The organism is Undibacterium sp. KW1, from assembly GCF_009937955.1.
GTDB lineage: Bacteria > Pseudomonadota > Gammaproteobacteria > Burkholderiales > Burkholderiaceae_D > Undibacterium.
This window is the reverse complement of record NZ_AP018439.1, coordinates 449,241-463,421: the sequence shown is the minus strand read 5'-3', so window position 1 is coordinate 463,421 and position 14,181 is coordinate 449,241. Positions and strand designations below refer to the sequence as shown.

General features: G+C 49.8%; 15 protein-coding genes. 3 read left to right on the top strand and 12 right to left on the bottom strand.

Translation table 11 applies throughout. The annotated features are described in order from the left end of the window. Positions 1-36: 36 nt before the first annotated feature. From UNDKW_RS02095 to UNDKW_RS02085, 3 genes are all read right to left on the bottom strand, one after another. Complete coding sequence (locus tag UNDKW_RS02095) at positions 37-459, bottom strand: hypothetical protein (RefSeq protein ID WP_162057395.1); 423 nt, start codon at positions 457-459, stop codon at positions 37-39. Between the two features lie 418 nt (positions 460-877). Then, positions 878-2,356, bottom strand: a complete 1,479-nt coding sequence (locus UNDKW_RS02090) for a serine hydrolase domain-containing protein (protein ID WP_162057394.1) — start codon at positions 2,354-2,356, stop codon at positions 878-880. A 203-nt stretch (positions 2,357-2,559) separates the two neighbouring features. After that, the gene (locus tag UNDKW_RS02085; RefSeq protein WP_162057393.1) at positions 2,560-4,401 is read right to left on the bottom strand and encodes a DUF4214 domain-containing protein; all 1,842 of its coding nucleotides are present in this window, start codon (positions 4,399-4,401) and stop codon (positions 2,560-2,562) included. Positions 4,402-4,843: 442 nt separating this feature from the next. On the opposite strand from UNDKW_RS02085, the gene UNDKW_RS02080 reads away from it, so the two are divergent. Continuing rightward, positions 4,844-5,167 carry a ferritin-like protein gene (locus tag UNDKW_RS02080; protein WP_232063208.1) on the top strand — a complete coding sequence of 108 codons (324 nt, stop codon included), beginning with the start codon at positions 4,844-4,846 and terminating at the stop codon, positions 5,165-5,167. Positions 5,168-5,354: 187 nt separating this feature from the next. Here UNDKW_RS02080 and UNDKW_RS02075 read toward each other — a convergent pair whose 3' ends face one another. Continuing rightward, positions 5,355-6,329, bottom strand: a complete 975-nt coding sequence (locus UNDKW_RS02075; RefSeq protein ID WP_162057392.1) for an MBL fold metallo-hydrolase — start codon at positions 6,327-6,329, stop codon at positions 5,355-5,357. Between the two features lie 259 nt (positions 6,330-6,588). On the opposite strand from UNDKW_RS02075, the gene UNDKW_RS02070 reads away from it, so the two are divergent. Next, positions 6,589-7,461 (top strand): alpha/beta hydrolase, encoded by an 873-nt coding sequence (locus UNDKW_RS02070; RefSeq protein ID WP_162057391.1) that lies wholly within the window; start codon positions 6,589-6,591, stop codon positions 7,459-7,461. Between the two features lie 10 nt (positions 7,462-7,471). On the opposite strand, the gene UNDKW_RS02065 is transcribed toward UNDKW_RS02070, so the two are convergent. Beyond that, positions 7,472-8,110 (bottom strand): c-type cytochrome, encoded by a 639-nt coding sequence (locus UNDKW_RS02065; protein WP_162057390.1) that lies wholly within the window; start codon positions 8,108-8,110, stop codon positions 7,472-7,474. 571 nt (positions 8,111-8,681) lie between these two features. Between UNDKW_RS02065 and infA the strand changes: the two genes are divergently transcribed. Next, positions 8,682-8,945 (top strand): translation initiation factor IF-1, encoded by a 264-nt coding sequence (infA, locus tag UNDKW_RS02060; RefSeq protein ID WP_162039515.1) that lies wholly within the window; start codon positions 8,682-8,684, stop codon positions 8,943-8,945. A 92-nt stretch (positions 8,946-9,037) separates the two neighbouring features. On the opposite strand, the gene UNDKW_RS02055 is transcribed toward infA, so the two are convergent. The 7 genes from UNDKW_RS02055 to mdcC are packed head-to-tail and all read right to left on the bottom strand — an operon-like array spanning position 9,038 to position 14,170. Next, positions 9,038-9,670 (bottom strand): carboxymuconolactone decarboxylase family protein, encoded by a 633-nt coding sequence (locus UNDKW_RS02055; RefSeq protein WP_232063207.1) that lies wholly within the window; start codon positions 9,668-9,670, stop codon positions 9,038-9,040. A 42-nt stretch (positions 9,671-9,712) separates the two neighbouring features. Then, entirely contained in the window at positions 9,713-10,648 is a 936-nt protein-coding gene (locus tag UNDKW_RS02050) for an ACP S-malonyltransferase (RefSeq protein ID WP_162057389.1), read from the bottom strand. Then, positions 10,641-11,564, bottom strand: coding sequence for a triphosphoribosyl-dephospho-CoA synthase MdcB (gene mdcB, locus UNDKW_RS02045; protein WP_162057388.1), 924 nt, complete (start codon positions 11,562-11,564; stop codon positions 10,641-10,643). Before mdcB ends, UNDKW_RS02050 begins: the two co-directional genes overlap by 8 nt. Beyond that, positions 11,558-12,250 carry a malonate decarboxylase holo-[acyl-carrier-protein] synthase gene (gene mdcG, locus UNDKW_RS02040; RefSeq protein ID WP_162057387.1) on the bottom strand — a complete coding sequence of 231 codons (693 nt, stop codon included), beginning with the start codon at positions 12,248-12,250 and terminating at the stop codon, positions 11,558-11,560. The genes mdcB and mdcG overlap by 7 nt, the downstream gene beginning before the upstream one ends. A gap of 3 nt (positions 12,251-12,253) precedes the next feature. Continuing rightward, the gene (gene mdcE / locus UNDKW_RS02035; protein ID WP_162057386.1) at positions 12,254-12,967 is read right to left on the bottom strand and encodes a biotin-independent malonate decarboxylase subunit gamma; all 714 of its coding nucleotides are present in this window, start codon (positions 12,965-12,967) and stop codon (positions 12,254-12,256) included. Beyond that, positions 12,960-13,859, bottom strand: a complete 900-nt coding sequence (locus UNDKW_RS02030) for a biotin-independent malonate decarboxylase subunit beta (RefSeq protein ID WP_162057385.1) — start codon at positions 13,857-13,859, stop codon at positions 12,960-12,962. Before UNDKW_RS02030 ends, mdcE begins: the two co-directional genes overlap by 8 nt. Next, positions 13,856-14,170: a malonate decarboxylase acyl carrier protein gene (mdcC, locus tag UNDKW_RS02025; RefSeq protein ID WP_162057384.1), complete on the bottom strand. Its 315-nt coding sequence runs from the start codon at positions 14,168-14,170 to the stop codon at positions 13,856-13,858. Before mdcC ends, UNDKW_RS02030 begins: the two co-directional genes overlap by 4 nt. Positions 14,171-14,181 lie beyond the last annotated feature (11 nt).

The following is a 14,181-nucleotide window of genomic DNA, read 5'->3' as shown; positions in this document are numbered from 1 at the left end:
GCACGAGTCATCTCTTTGCAATCAAGAGACCCAGTTTTAGGTTCCTATCAGTGTGAGTTCTACAGTCCACACATCCATCTTTGCAATCTTTTTCTTACTGCACGGCATCAAAAAATATATGCCCGCAGAGGGACAACTACTGCAAGTTGACACGTCCATCTTTGCAATTTCATCGTTTCCATCAGTATTATTCGTGTGCGGCTGTAGAACACGATCTTTTTCTGCATTTGATGGATGGGTGTCACGATATTTCTGCCAATAGTCAGGATTTCGCTTCATCCATGCTTTTTGAGCCCGCATCTGGTTGTCACGGTAGTCAGTATCTGTCTGGAGTTTGAGCTTTTGCCAAGCACCGCGGCGCTTCAACTGGCAAGCCTTTTTTGAACAGTATGTTTGTGTGGGATTTTGGGGGCGGGTCAGAAATAATTCGCCACAAGCAAAACAGATTTTACTGTTCACGTTCACCTCCCCTGGAGCATGCATGTCATCTACAGGGGAATTGTAAATAGTTTTTTGAGAGGGATTTTAGATGCAGCTAAATATTCTCATTAATTGCTGACTTTTTTCTCATTTACTTCTGAAGTATATTGCCTGGTTTAAACGTTATTTCTCAATATCTGCTGATTATTTACACAGATGTAAAAGTTTAAGAATTAAAGAACAAAAAAGCGGCTCATTATTTTCAGGATGATGAGCCGTTTTTTTGTGCGTAGGTTGGGCTACGCTTCATCAGCCCAACACTCGGCATTTAAATAACGTATACCCTGGTTGAGGCACAGTATTGAGCTGATAAAGCGTAGCCTGGCGAGGCCCAGCCCAACCTACGAAATTAACAAAGCCCAAATTAATCTATAAGAAATTCAAACAACCATCTTACTCACTTCCCACCCAAGGCCGCGATACGCTCCGCCGCATGCGTATTCTGCGCATCCAGCCCCAGTGACAAACGGTAATGCTTCAAAGCAGCCACCTTGTCCGCCTGGAACTCATATACCTCTGCCAGGCTGTCATGCAGGTTCGCACTATTGGGATATACCTGCACCCCAAGACCAAACACAGTCACCGCCTGATCAGCCATTTTCTTGCTCAGCAAACGATAACCCCAGGAATTGAAATCATCTTCAGAAGGGTCAGGCAATCCTCTATTGATTTTGATCTTGTTCAATTTCGCCGCCAGCCCCGTATAACCATCCTGCGCAATCTGCTCACGCAAAAGATGTGCGGCATAAGCGCCGCCATGCGCTTTTCTTAAACCCGGCAAATAAAAGCCAGCGATATCATCGATCATCCCCTGCGGATCAGCACCCGCCAGATTGGTCAGCGTGACGATGGCAAGATCATGGCCGGGATATACATAAAACGCCGAACGCGCACCACCCACGCCAGCCACCGCAGCGTACTCACCCTGGCGCATCACAGGCCAGCCCAGCGCCCACACAGTCGGCTTCCCATTATTGAAAGTACCCGGCGTCCAGAGCTGCTTTAAACCCGCAGCAGAAATCAGCTTGCCCTGTTGCAGCGCGATGAGCCAGTTAGCCACATCCTCGGCACTGCTATTCATGCCCGCCCCCGTGCGCATAAAGGGAGGGAAAACCTCGGCAACATGCTTGAGGCTGCCACCCGGCTCCTCATACCTGTACGACACCGCCTTGTGTGGTATCACATCACGCGACTCACCAAAGCCCACGCTGCGCATGCCCGCCACGGCAAATTGCCGCTTCTGGAAAAACGCTATAAACGGCATACCGCTCAGACGATCGATGATCTTGCCCAGCAAAATATAATTGGTCTGGTTGTAGCGGTAGCGTTCACCCGTCTTGAACTCCATAGGCCAGGTCTGTATCGCAGCCCAAGCCGCATCCACCTCTTGCGGCGTCGCCAGCGAAGGTATCTTGCTGCTGATAATGTCAGGGATACCCGAGGTATGCGTAAGCAACTGCCGCACAGTCACCGCCTGCCAGGCAACCGGCAAACCATCCAGATAACGCGACACCGGCGCAGACAAATCCAGCTTGCCCTCCTCCACCAACTGCATGATGGCAACGCCAGTAAACGACTTCGTCGCAGAGTTAATGGAAAACACATTCTGGTCATTCACAGCCACCGCATTCGGTATCTCAGCCAACCCATACGACTTCAACAAAACAATCTTGCCACCCCTGACTACGGCCAATTGCATGCCAGGGATGCGACGTTCTTGCATTTCACTTTTTATGTAGCGGTCGATTTGCTGTTTGATTTCTGAATCGGAGGGCTGGGCTTTTGCGGACGTGTCACTGGCATTTGCAGTATTAGTAGCGACAGTCGCTCCTATCAAACTACAGACTACGCAAAGTGAAGCAATCAGTTTTGTCATTGAAATCTGCTTTCAAAAAAAATATGCAACCGAGGTAGGTAAGCAGTAATCAGGAGAATATCTTTAGAAAACAAATGTGATCTGTTCAATTCAGTCTCAAGCACCAGGCCATTCGACTCAAGCAATATGAAATAGTTGTATATCACTTGAAGTCTTATAAAATAGATTGCGAATAAGATGCAGGATGCCTGAGTGCCCAAGAATTAATAGCCCAACAGATCACTGGCAACTATCACACCCGCACCAACCAGTTTGACAATAAAGTCATTGCTGGCTACAAGGCTTGACGAATTGACGTGTTCGTAAAGATAAGTGCCAGCTGCAGCACCAGTCGCCACGTTTACAATAAATGCTTTGCCATCGCTGCTCGTCAAAGTGCCTGCACCAGACTGGATATTCGCCGCCAAACTTGTAAAATCAGATGCACCTATATTGATAGTATTCAACGAAGTCGCTGATGCTCCCCAATGTATATTGTCTGCACCTGAAGCCTTGAAGTTTGTTATTGTGGTCAGCCCGGTAGTGATCTTTCCGAGACTTATGTCGCCACCATAATTTAAATGGATGTCGTCGTTGCCGTTACCAGTAGCAGATAAATTAATGCTCGTGAAATTTGTTCCATTGGAGTACAGTAAAGTATTACCAGTCGCAGCAGCGTTATAAGTCATAACCCCATTACCAGATGCAGTAACAAAATTATTTACACCATTAACTCCATTGATCGTTGTTATATGGTTAGAGTTAGTGTAAATGTTACACATACCAGTACCACCTAGTGTAAATGTCACAGCGCCCGTCGTTTTACTTCCTTCAAAATACCCAACAAGATTACTGCCTGCCGTAGTAACATTCAATGAACCGTTCAAGCCGCCATCAATTAAGTTCATCGTTTGATATCCCACACCCAGCACTGTAAAGTTTCCGGTACCGGCCAAGATGTCCTCGTGATAGCCGCCAGTAGCAGAAGTAGAAAAAATGGTGGTAGCGACCGAACTGGTAATACTATGGCTACTGGTGCCGCCAATCACCGTCAACGAACCTCCTGTGCCATTGGCGATGATAGCCCCAGTCGTGCCTTCTGAGACGGTGTAATGAGCAATCCCGCCCAGAGTAATATCCGCCGTTGATGCCTGATTTACTTTCACCTTTTGAGCAGTGTTGATAATCAATGTTGCCGATGCAGCCGCTTGATTGATAGACAAAGGTGCATTTGGATTCAAAGTAAGTACCTCGCCTGCACCAGCAAAAAGGTTGATGGTATCCACACCATTCAAGGCAGCAGCAGACAAAGTAGCTTTCCCTGAATCTGTAAGATTAATGTGTACACCGCCGGTAGCATTTGCACCATTGATCATCAAGCCTGCCGTGTTCGCATTCGAGGTATTAACTGTTAATGTACCTGGCGTCAGCGTCACCTGATTCACTGATTGATTTACGCCGCCAATCACGGCAGTTTCACTGCCAGTAGTGTTATAAAAGTTGACCGCCTGTGCGCCTGCACTCAAATTTACCGTGTCACCACCTGTCACTTTATAACTATTGATGGTGGCAGACAAACCATTCACCACTGCATTTGCTGTCGATGTGTCCACCACAGCGGCAAGCCAGGTTTTGGCAAATATAAACGATCCGTTTGAGGGGCTGTATGCAGCCTGCGCTTGTGCATCGTTTGTCATCGATACAGTATATGCGGTGGCAGCCGTATTCTTTGCCTGTATAGTACTCAAATCTGAACCCGTTGCACCGCCCAGAATAGCAATCGCTGCAGCACCAATACTGACTGTGCCACTATCAATCTGAGCGATCCAGTATGCCAAACCTGCAGAGTCAGCAGCGTGATTAAACAGGTTGCCATACAAAGTATTGACTGTTTGTTTAGTCGAATAAGCTGAGAAAGACCTCGCATATTCAGCCTGTTGAGAAAAGCTTTGCGCAATTTGTAAAAGACTAAATGAGGTGGTTTGCCAATAAGCCAGACCCGCGACATCCGCCGGGCGATTGAAATAAGCGATGTAAAGGTTTTGGATATCGCTAGCTGTTGCCATGAAAGATGCCTTAGAAAGTGAGGATGTAAGAATGATTGATATCTACGCACTGCAAGTATTAAAAAGTCGCGCAGATTCTCTCAAACTTCAAGTGCAAAGTATATGACTCTAGCCATTATTGTTTCCCTCCAGAGCGAAAACAAAAAGCGACAGGCATCAATGCATACAATAATTTTTTATCTTCAAAATCAAGCATGAATGCTTAAGCAATAACGACGGGTAAAGCCATTTACTCTGAAACTAACGTGTTGGAATAACAACGCATTATTTCTGCCAATGTCACATTTCATTAAAAAAATCTCTCTGCCGCTTGATGCTATTTAAGTATTGCCTTAAGATTAATTTAATTGCATATTTTTAATCAACAATCCTCTAGCAAACCATCCACAGCCGTTCTGAGGATGCTTGCCTTTGCATACCCAACCCTTAAAAGGACAAGGAAATGCGTGCTGCACAGATCAGGCGTCATCTTGGTGCGATGCATCAGCCTAAGGCTTTACCGGTGACGGGGACTCAGAAGGGTTTGCTGGGAGGGGTGGATTTGTTGTCGACTGAATCTATCAGCCCTCAGCCTGGACCCCAATTACAGAACCAGAAGCCGCCGCTGAACCTGGAATTTTCTCCGCGTGATTATGTGACTTATCTCTTGTCCATCGATGCCGAGATTGAGCATTGCCTGATGGTGCAATACCTGTATGCGGCTTATTCGCTGGGTGGGCCGCAGGTGCCTGAGGTGTACCGTGGGTGCGTAACTGGCAAGAGGTGATACTGGGTATGCCAAAGAAGAGATGGGGCGTTTGATTTCTGTGCAGAATTCTTTGCGGCTGATTGGTGCGTGGCATCCCTGGAGAGCTGGGCTTAGACTGCCAATTACAGTTTAAACACTCACCAATGTCAGCCTTGCCTATTGCAAATAATCGGATGATGGCCTGCCCGCGCAGGCCATTCATTATTTACGGCATCAAGGTGAAATTGACTGGCACCCATTGATAGCCATTGCCAGCTTTTTTCAATCGTCCCATGCCAGGGAACTGCATGTGTGAAGCGGCAACGATGACACCATCTTTTGCTGCCTGTGTGAATACTTTCTGACGCGTGGCTGAAGCCGCTTTGGCGTGGCTGTCAAAAGTCACTGTCACCTCAGGCTTGTCGAGTTGCACGGAGGCGACGTGGATCAGGTCACCCACTACCAGCATTTTTTCACCATTGCTTTCCAGCAGATAAGAGGTGTGACCGGCGGTGTGCCCTTGTGTGGAGTGCGCAGTAAGGCCGGGCAATAATTCACCATCAGCACTAAATGTTTGCAGCTTGTTAGCTGCTTTATAGGGATTGAGCGAAGCCATCGCCCCTTCAAAAAAAGACTTCGCATCTGCCGGTGCCTGCTCCATGTTTTTTTGGCTCAACCAGTAATCTGCCTCGGCCTGATGTACATGGATAATCGCGTTACCAAAAGCCATGGCACCATTAACTATCAAACCACCGACATGGTCGGGATGCAAATGGGTGAGGTAGATGTCATCTATCTGTGATGGCTCATAACCTGATGCCTTGAGGTTGGCAATCAGCTTGCCAAGGCTGGGGCCAAACAGGTTGCTGGTACCGGCGTCAATCAGTATCAGCTTGCTGCCAGTATTGACGAGATAAGCATTGACTGAAGTTTCCAGCGGTGCCTGCAAAAATGACTTTGCCAGCGCATCTTTGGTTTTTTGCTCAGGCTCCATCAATATTTTTTCTACCGGCAGTTTGACGGTGCCGTCACTGAGTGCTGTCACTTCAAATGCGCCCAGCATGGTGCGGTAATACGCAGGGGCGGATGTTCTTACCATCGGTGCAGCAGAATAAGCAGCGCTACTGCTCATGCCAAAAGCACCAGCGATGGACAGATATAAAGCTGCGCGGGCCAGTGTGTGTAAAGTGTTCTTGATCATGTTCTCTTCCTCCAGGCTATTCGCCATTTGTTGTTCATACCTTGTTGGTGGAAGAGATTCTATTTCCTTGCAAAAATCAGAACAATAATACATATTGCAAATCATCTTTGCCATTTACGCAAACTTACTTAACAGTGAGAAAGTGCATAAGCTGGTAGCCAAGGCGGTAAAAGAACAATGCTGAAAAAGCCATTTTCATAGCTGGAATGAGCAGGTCTGAGCGTGATAATATTCAAGTCAATTATTTAACGGAGTCAACATGCATCTCATCAAACGGCATATTTTTTCTGCGCTGCTTGTAGCTGGTATAGGTACGCTGATGACGGGATGCATGCATGTCGATATCACCGACAAGCAATACATACGCCCGGATAGTTCAACGGGTTACAAGCTCAAACAAAAATTGACGCAGGACGATATGCAGAAAATCAATCCGGCGGCACAGCTCAGGGATGAAACTGTGATCGCCACTGACCAGACCAGGCTGGAAGGTGCCGCGTTCCGGCAAGAAGGCAGTAAAGTCACGGTGCTGTATTTTGGTGGCAACCTCTCACATGTTGAAGACTCCTTGCCTTACATGTTGAAAAATATAGGTGCCTGCAATGTCAACCTGGTGAGCTTTGATTATCGCGGGTATGGCCGTACAGCAGGCGTGCCTGACATACAGAACCTGCAGGAAGATGCCTTGAAAATTTACGATACCGTGCGTGCCAGCACCACAGGCAAGCTGGTGGTACATGGGCATTCAATGGGCAGCTTTGCGACTGGCTTTATTGCGGAGCAGCGCCAGCCTGATGGCATCGTCCTGGAAACCACGGCCAGCAATGTCAGGGATATGGTGTCGCTATCGACGCCGTGGTACGCCAAGCCATTTGTCAGCGTGAATATCCAAGACAGTTTACAGCAGGTAGATAACATCAGGGCAATGTCACGCTACCAGGGGCCAACGCTGGTATTGACGGCAGAAAAAGACAAGCAGACCCCGGCAGAACTTGGGCAAAAGGTGTATGAGGCAATTCCGTCCAAAGCCAAGCGCCAGTTGTACATCAAGGATGCAGGGCACACCGGGTTGTTGCGGCGTAGCGAAGTCCAAAAAGCCTATTGCGAATACATGCAGCAAGTGAGTTTGTAAAACCGGATATTTATTTCAAACTCGATAAATAAGCGGCCAGTGCCTGTATCTCAACCTCTTTCAGGCCTGCGGTGCTGGCGCTCATGGGTTCATAGATGCGTTCACCTGTTCTGTCTCTATAGCGCTTGATGGATTTTTTGAGGTAGTCAATTTGCTGGCCTGCCAGTCTTGGCGTGGTTTCATTGCCATGTGCATGTTCCGCATGACACATGCTGCAGCGTGCAGTATAAATCGCCTGTCCGGTCAATGAAGTTTCTTTGCCTGCAGGCTCGACTGCCTTGCTCGAATAGAACAGGGCGACATTGATGCGCTCTTCTTCGGTCAACAGCTTCATCAGGCCTTCCATGAATTTTTCCTGGCGCTGGCCGCGTGAAAATTTATCTATCTGCGTCAAAAGATAGCTGGAGTTTTGTCCTGCCAGGTTAGGTACGTCACCCTTGACGCTGCTGCCATTGACACCATGACAGACTTCGCAAAAGAAAGTGACTTTCTTTGCTGCGTTGATCGAGGCACTGGTCGCTGCATTATCTGCCAGCACTTTCTTCATGCGTGCGTCCAGCGGCGATACCTGAGCCCAGGCCGGTACCATCACCGACAAGGTGAATAATGCAAAAAACAAGTGGCAGACTGAGCGTATGCTAAAGGCCATCATTGCCTCCGGAGACATGAAGTGGGAGCGGCTTTGCCAGGTCTGGCAAGCACCATATAAATATTCTATAAGCCTGTTTGTGTTGAAAATGACAAACACATGTGAAATTGATTTGCATCAATGGCAGAGCAAATCGGGATTAGAGGACAATTTGTCATTAAAATAGCGGTAATTATTGAATCTTTCTGGTAATTTATCGACAAATCGCGAGGGAAACAGGGCATTCAGGGTATAATCCTATTGCAAGAGAATTCTTACTCCCGATAAATCGAAGTTTTTCTGACAAGAGCGCTGAAGCTGGCGTTTGATGCAGTCTGCGACAGACCTGCTGTAGTTTTACCTCACTGGCCTTGAGTGCATACTTCTGGCTGTTATCCAAGTACTGTGTAGCTGTGATGGCAAAGCCATCTGTGCACAGCCTCTTTCAACACTCACACTCTTTTCGTCTCACGGCGCCAGACGATCAACAGTGAGTTCACCGTAATCCCTTGCAGATGATTATGTGATCGTCTGCCATCAGTGACGCAGTCTGTGTACAGGTGTCACGACCTACTATAAAGATGATAAAACCATGGCAAAAGAAGAACTGTTGGAAATGAATGGTCAAGTTGAAGAAGTGCTGCCCGATTCACGTTTCCGTGTGAACCTGGAAAACGGCCACAAACTGATCGCTTACACGTCCGGCAAGATGCGTCAGCATCACATACGCATACTGGCCGGTGACAAGGTGACGCTGGAATTGTCGCCCTATGATTTGAGCAAGGGCAGAATCACATTCCGCCATATTGAAACACGCGGTCCATCAGGTGGTGGTCAGCAGCGTCGTCGTTATTGATTACCGTTGATGTAGCAAATACCGTAGTTATAAAAAATGGGGCATTGGCCCCATTTTTTTATCCTCTTATATTGAATTCAAGTTCCCTTGATTTATTCAGGAAATCGCACCAGCTTCTTGCCATCCTTGGGTATCTGGTATTGCGCCACATTCATCTGCATGGCCAACAAAGTGTAATAGGCATTGATGCCTGTCAGATCCACGATTCCCTTTTTACCAAAACGCTTCTCAGCACGTTCATAGGTGCGGTCGGACACGCGCTTGTTCTTGTGTAATTCCATCGAAAAGTCATAGACGATTTCTTCATCGTCTGTCATGCCAGTCGGGCGCCTGCCATCGGCAATCGCGGCGGTCACTTCTGCTTTGATGCCGGCCTTGAGAGCGATTGGATGATGTACATACCATTCATAATCCTGCGACCATTCTCTTGCGGTGATCAATATCACCAGTTCACTGAGTGTGGTGCCTAGTGCAGATTGATAACGCAGATAATCACCCATGGCACGCGCCTGACTCATGACTTGCGGGCTGTGCATCAAGGGCTCGAAGGGTCCAAAGACAGGCACCTTGCGCGTAGCCAGGAATTCTTCAGCCGCTTTCTTTTGTTCTTCTGTGTATTGAGATGGAGGTATCGTGGGAAGGCGTTCGGCAGCCTGGGCCAGGGTGTTGATGGTCATGGTGAGTACGATAGGAATGAGAATATTGCTCAGTGTAATACGTTTCATGATGTCTCCTGTATGTGTTGCTCTGGTTTAGGCTAGTGAAAATCAACTCTCGCTCTGGCGTTGCACCCAATGGACTATACCTTCAAGGCTTCGGAAATCTGCGATGGAGCGGCAAGCTATTTGTGGATGACGGGTCTGCAGCATTTTGGATAAGGCCGAGCCTGGGCCCAGTTCCAGCGCATGGCTGATGCCGCTTTCAGCCATGGCATCCATACAGGCATGCCAGTGTATGGTCTGGGTCAGTTGTGCCAGGAGGCTGCTGCGTATGGTCGCTGGTTCCGTGACTTTTTCGGCGTTGAAACCTGCCAATACAGGAATCGCAGTTTCATGCACGGGAGTGTCATTCAGCGCTTGCGCAAAGCCAGGTACAGCAGCCTGCATCAGTGGAGTATGCGAAGCGATATGCACAGCTATTTCTGTGTATGTAATATCCTGTCCAGGTAGCTTGGCAATTTCTGGAATGACCGCGCTGATCTGGTCTGCCAGACCAGCGATGATGGCCTTGTTGTCAGCCGTGATGATGGCGACGTGCAGCTCATGGCTGGCAACGAATTGCTGTATATCGGTGATGGCGACACCAGATACAGCCAGCATGCCTTGCAGTGTGTGCGCGCAAGCTTGCATCAAAGCCGCACGGGTAGTAGCGAGTTGCAGGACAGCTTGCACATCCATGCTGCCACTGACTGCATGCGCAGAAATTTCACCTATGCTGTATCCGGCGACTAGGTCGGGCGTGGGTAAATTATCGCGTAGCGCCAGCCAGTTGGCCAGTGTAGAAGCGACGATCAAAGGCTGGGCATAGCGGTTTTTAAATAGCAGATCATGTGATGAAAGTGCTTCTGCGAGCGTGTGTTGTTCTATCTTATGGCTCAACACATCTTGCACAAAACTGGCCGCCTTTGCATCCTGCCTGGCCAACGCAAACATATCGGCAGACTGTGCGCCCTGCCCCGGACATAGCAGGGCGAACTTATTCATGTATGCTTGTTGCAGAAAATTTTTCCATGCAGTGATGCACAAAGCAAGTTGCTGCCAGCATATCTGCTGCGCCTCCTGGCGACAGTCTGCGCGAGACGAATTCTCGATGACAGTTTTCTGCAATGATCAACCATTGCGGATTAGCTGTGCCACCCTGATCCAGAAATTTTTGTGCCGTATCTTTGGCATAAGCTATTCCTGCTATGCCGCCGCGATGATAGAGATTGGTGTCACTGATATGTGTCATCAGAGTAAAGAAGCAATCGACTTGTGCCAGATGCAGACTGCGGTCGTCTTGCAGGCTTTGCTGCAAACGTGGCAGTGCAAGTTCAAAGATGGAAGGGAAACACAAGGCCGCCTCTTCCCTGGCACCGCTGGCAGCATATCGTTTTGCAGCCTGCAAGCCGTGACTCAGATGCTGTGTATCTTCTGGAGCACTGTGCACTGCCAATGCCTGCCCCCATTGCGAGATGAGGGCCTGCCGTACAGTTGTCGTCGTCAATACGCAGTCACGCGACAAACAATATCCTGCCGCTGCACTGAGCATGCCCAGGGCAAAGATGGCACCTCTATGCGTATTGATGCCTCTGGTCGCTTTCAACATGCGCTGTTCTGCTGCGATACCTAAATTTTTTAGTATGTGGAATTCAGCACCAGCGGCACCAGCAAGTGCAATGTCTCTGAAATAATGGCGCAGAGAAAACAGGCTGCGCATGAAGCAGGCAGCATCCATATCAACATGACTGCCATTGTCACGCAGGGAAACCAGACCAGGTTTGGGATACAAGACCAGTTCTGCATACAGACTGCGCACTGCAAGTATGGCGATTTGCTGCGCACTATGTTTTCTTTGAGGTGAAGCTGTCGGCGACTGAACTGAACTCCGTTCAGTATGAACATGCGCTTGCGCTAGCATGGCAATTCACCCTCGGCCAACAAATCAAGCAGGCTTTGCCGGGTGCGCAGGCTGACGCCATGCATGTCTTTGACCATGACGCGCTGCTGATTAAAGTCCTGCCCGGGATGGGCGGGCTGTATCCATTCTTTCCACGCAACTGCTGCCTCGCCAGGAAATACAATCTCCCCATCAATCGGCAGAGTTTGCTGCTGCTCTTGCAGCAAGGCCAGCCCAGCACGCAGTTGCGCCCGATGATAAGGCCGGAACAGGATGTCGATATCTGAAGTCGCACTCAGGTAATCTTGCCCTGTCAAAAACTGCATGGCGACCGAGCCATACACACGTAGCTTGATACCCGCCATCAGGGCTTGCTGATGCAGGCTTTGCAAGCCGGCCTGCCATGCATGCGGCACAACAGCGATGACAGTATGCAGGGACAAGGCAGACTGATGAATGGCGATATGCTCAGCCTTTACTTTAGCGGCAAAGCGCGGCTTGTTGCCACTCACAGGTGGGAGCGGGAAACCTATGCAGACTTCATCGTCTGCAGCATCAGGATGGCGGCGTGTGACTACCGCTGGCCATTCCTCTTGCTGCCATTGTCTGAGCAGATCCGGCGCACCAAAAGACTGCAAGACAGCCAGCCATGCTTCGTCAGCAAGCCAGACCAGATCATGTCTTTGATAATGCGCGATACTATCCATACCTTATTGTACTTGTGCCGCCTGAGATAGAACAGCTTCTATCACCTGCTGCGACTTGCGGCGGCCACCACGTTGCTGACCGAGTTGACTGCGCCTGTCACTGCCATCTGCATGTAACAGGGCATCGCGCAAGCACTGCGCCAGATCGCCTTCCCATATCGCCTGCACCCCACCCATGCGTTCATAGTTTTTAGGGCCGGGGGCGAATACAGGATTATGCAATGCCAGCGCTGTCAGCTTTTCTTCAGGTACTTTGGTAATGCGTGCCATCGCTGGCAAGCCCATGACGCGTATGGTGGCTTCTGGCAAGGCATAACAGGCATCGGCCATCATGCCACTGGTGATGAAGCCACCGGACAAAGCCTGGTCATAGACCAAGGCAATGATCTTGTGGCCAGACTGTCTGGCCAACTCCAGGCATTTACCCAGATGTGCCATATAGCTGTTAATGCCCAGCATTTCATCTCTGTGGCGCAGGCGCTGACCCTGGGTATCGACCAGCAGCAATATCGGCCTTTGCGGATAATCACGCACCGTCGCCAGCACTGCCTTGGCCTGTGCCAGCGCAATCTCCACGCCTATGGGTGTGTGGCCGCTGGTGCCTATGACGCTGATGCTCTGTCCGTCGATAGCGGCTGTGCCAACAATGAAATCATCAACGATAGTGACTTCATGACCTTGCGGGAATAATTGTGCAAGCAATTGCATGCTATCCATGTTGGTGCTCCGTCTGCCTGATGCTGGCGCTCAGTTGCAAGAATGCCTGGGTATCGAGCATGGCAATATCCTCAGGATGTTCCACACCCATGGCAGCCCAGATGTCCATGGGTTCAGTCATGCCACCAAAATCTTGCAGGCGTGCTGTCAGCATTTTTTGCTCTTCTTCCAGTGCAGCCAGACTGAGAGCTACTTCATTTTGTGCGCTATCCTGCATGGCTTGCACTATCGCTGCCTTGAATGCGGCATCATCATCGGCCACCAGCATTTGGCAATCACCGAGCAGGTAACGGTGCTTGCCGCCTGTGGTGCGCCACACCAGCGCTCTGTCGCGTGAATCAAACTCTTCTACGCCGTTGGCGGTTTCTATGACTTCAGGGCCGGACATGGCGAGGCGTGCTTCTTCTGACATGATGATGACATTCGCGCAGCGTGAAGCGATGCCCATGCCACCAAAGCAGCCATTGCTGCCGCCGATGACGACGATGACGGGTATGCCAGCCGCACGCACAGCCAGCAAGGCACGCATGACTTCTGACACGGCTATCAAGCCTGCATTGGCTTCGTGCAGGCGCACACCGCCGGACTCTGCCAGCAGCACCAGTGCTTGCGGTTTGTGGATGACCGCAGCACGCATGAGGCCCACCAGCTTGGCTCCATGCACTTCGCCCACTGCGCCCCCCATGAAGCCGCCTTCCTGCGCGGCGACATAGACTTGCCTGCCATCGATAGTGCCGCGACCAATGACGACGCCGTCATCAAATGAAACCGGTGCATTCAGTTGCGGCAGATGCGGGCTGGTCCATTCTTTTGCAGGTGACAGAAATTCTGTGAAATCGCTGATCAATGCGGCCACTCTTTGCCTGGCTGTTGCTTCCAGATAGCTGCTCATTTGGCTTGCTCCAGACAGGCTTCTATGGCCTGATCCATGCGCAGGCTGACAACGGCGGGAGTAGCGCCCATGTCGTTGATGGCAATGCGGCAATCGGCCAGTTGCCAGCGCTGGTTAAAGTCACGCATGACTGCTTGCCAGATCGCACCAAAGCCAGTGGCAGCCGTGCTGATTTCTATCTCGCAGGCTGACTGCAAATCCAGCGACTGCACCAGCACTTCCAGATTACCCGAGCTGACCACGCCTACCAGTTGCGCCGCAGATCCCAGCTTGCGTTGCCCTTGCTCAAAACGAAATACCAAAGTTTCCATGATGAAGATCC